General features: G+C 52.0%; 3 protein-coding genes. All 3 read right to left on the reverse strand.

The annotated features are described in order from the left end of the window. On the reverse strand, positions 1 to 1,970 hold a 1,970-nt coding region (locus MHN01_RS23955), incomplete at its 3' end, for a heme lyase CcmF/NrfE family subunit (protein WP_239413874.1). Then, complete coding sequence (gene ccmE / locus MHN01_RS23960; RefSeq protein WP_239413875.1) at positions 1,967 to 2,452, reverse strand: cytochrome c maturation protein CcmE; 486 nt, start codon at positions 2,450 to 2,452, stop codon at positions 1,967 to 1,969. The genes ccmE and MHN01_RS23955, both read right to left, overlap by 4 nt. Next, positions 2,449 to 2,642: heme exporter protein CcmD (ccmD, locus tag MHN01_RS23965; protein ID WP_239413877.1), on the reverse strand; the 194-nt coding region annotated here is incomplete at its 5' end. The genes ccmE and ccmD, both read right to left, overlap by 4 nt.

Raw genomic sequence — 2,642 nt, forward strand, 5'->3', positions numbered from 1 at the left:
GCTTTCTTGGCAGCTTTAGCTGTGCCTACCTTAGCTTGTTTACGGAAACGGTAACGCTTGTCACTAATTGCAATAGCTCCACCCAGCGCCATCAACACCGAGCCAAACCAGATCCAGTTTACAAACGGTTTGAAGTAAATTCGTACAGCCCAGGCACCATCACCTAGCTTCTCACCCATAGCAACATACAAATCGCGGGTAACGCCGCTGTCGATAGCTGCCTCGGTCATCATTGAACCGGCCACGGTATAAAAACGCTTCTCGGCATGCAGCTCGGTAACAAACTTGCCGTTACGGGTAATATTGAAATCTGCAATATAACCATCGTAGTTAGGACCATCGGCATCACGCAGACCTGCAAAATGGAAATCATATCCCTGAACCTGAACCGTTCCTCCCGGCGCCAGGCGCACATCACGCTCAATATCGTAATTTGAAACCAGGGTAATACCGATCACAGACACGGCCAGGCCAATATGACCCAGTACCATTGCCCAGTGACTGCGACCAAGCTTGCCTAGTCCTTTCAGCAGGCTATGGCGATGCGTCGCACGCTGGTACAGCTCAAAACTGTGCATCACCACAATCCAGATAGCCATAACAAGACCAAGTACCGCCAACGGCTCCATGCTGTCGGTAAAGAGCAGAATGGCCAGGAACGAGAACGGTAGCGTAATCGCAGCCGAAATAATCATCGGCTTGGTGATATTAGAAATATTGTCACGCTTCCAACGTACCAGCGGGCCGATACCCAGAATGAAGGCAAACGGGATCATCAGCCAGGTAAACAAGGTATTGAAGAACGGCACACCTATGGATACGGAGCCAAGGCCAATCTGCTTGTGGATAAGTGGCAGCAAGGTACCAATCAATACAACCAGCAGGCCAGCTACCAGCAGCAAGTTGTTAGCCAACAGCAGGTTCTCACGCGAGAACAGGCTGTAGTTACCACGTGATCTGATCTGACCGCCTCGCAGGGCGTAGAGCAGCAAGGAGCCGCCAATGACCACAATCAGGAAGCCAAGGATGAACATGCCACGTGCCGGATCGGAGGCGAAAGCATGCACAGAAACCAAAACACCAGAACGGACCAGGAAAGTGCCCAGCAGGCTCAACGAAAACGCCGAGATTGCCAGCAGTACCGTCCAGGCTTTAAAGGTACCACGCTTTTCTGTCACAGATAGCGAGTGCATCAAGGCTGTACCGGCTAGCCATGGCATGAATGAGGCGTTTTCGACCGGATCCCAGAACCACCAGCCGCCCCAGCCAAGTTCGTAGTAGGCCCACCATGAGCCAAGTGCAATACCCAGTGTCAGGAATGACCATGCGGCAATTGTCCAAGGACGAGACCAGCGCGCCCATGCGGTATCCAGACGGCCTGTCATCAAAGAGGCAATCGCAAAAGCAAAGGCAACAGAGAAGCCCACATAACCCATGTACAGCATCGGCGGGTGAATAATCAGCCCCGGATCCTGCAGCAGTGGGTTCAAGTCGCGACCGTCAACCGGGAAGAATGGCAAGGTACGCAGGAACGGGTTGGAAGTCATGATGATGAACAGCAGGAAGCCTACTGAAATCATACCCATTACCGCCAAAACACGCGATACCGACTCTAGCGGCATGCCGCGGCTGAACATAGCCACAGCAGCAGCCCATGCTGCCTGGATCAGCACCCAAAGCAACAGCGAACCTTCGTGTGCGCCCCAAACAGCAGTAATACGGTAGTACCACGGCAACAGACTGTTCGAGTTACTCGCCACATAGGTCACGGTGAAATCGTTAGTATAAAACGCCCAGCACAGCACGACGAATGACAACAACAGCATGCCGAATACACCGTATGTCAACGGACGCGCCATGCGCATCATTGACTGGTTGCCGACAGAGGCCCCGTACAATGGATAGATACTTGCGAGGATCGACAAACCCAGCGCAATAATCAGGCTAAAATGCCCCAGTTCTGCAATCATTGAACACTGCCCTGCATCTGTTCTTCGGTATATTGAAGAGGTTCGTGAGTTTTCTTCATCGCTTCAGCCACTTCCGGCGGCATATACTCTTCATCGTGTTTTGCCAGTACTTCGTGAGCTTCAATGGTGGTGGCATTTACCAGTACACCCTGAGCGACGATACCCTGACCTTCGCGGAACAGATCCGGCAAGATACCGTCGTATTTAATGGTCACAGCCGGGCCAACATCGGCCACGTCAAAGCGAACTTGCAGCGACTGAGGATCACGCTCGACCGAACCCGTAACAACCATACCACCGATACGCAGGCGCTGACCGACTTCAGGCTTGGTGCCATCAGGCTTGCCGTTAACCAGCTCGGTCGGGGTATAGAATAAATCCATATTCTGGTTTAACGCATACAGCATCAAGCCAACCGTTGCGCCGAGGCCAACAACCAACGCCAACACTAACGTCATGCGTTTTTTACGTCTCGGGTTCATAGTGTGTTCTCCAGTTTTTTCGCTTCTTTAATACGGTGCTCACGAGCGATTTTGTTCTTGATTTCTGCCGCCAGGCGGCGCTTTTTACTCAGGCTTGAAAATAAGATCCACAGCAGAGCAGCAAAGGAAATACCATAGGCTGCCCAGACATAAGATGCGTAGCCACCCATCGCTAAAAAGTCACTAAAAG

Origin of the sequence: Photobacterium sp. OFAV2-7 (assembly GCF_022347985.1) — a bacterium.
Classification (GTDB): domain Bacteria; phylum Pseudomonadota; class Gammaproteobacteria; order Enterobacterales; family Vibrionaceae; genus Photobacterium.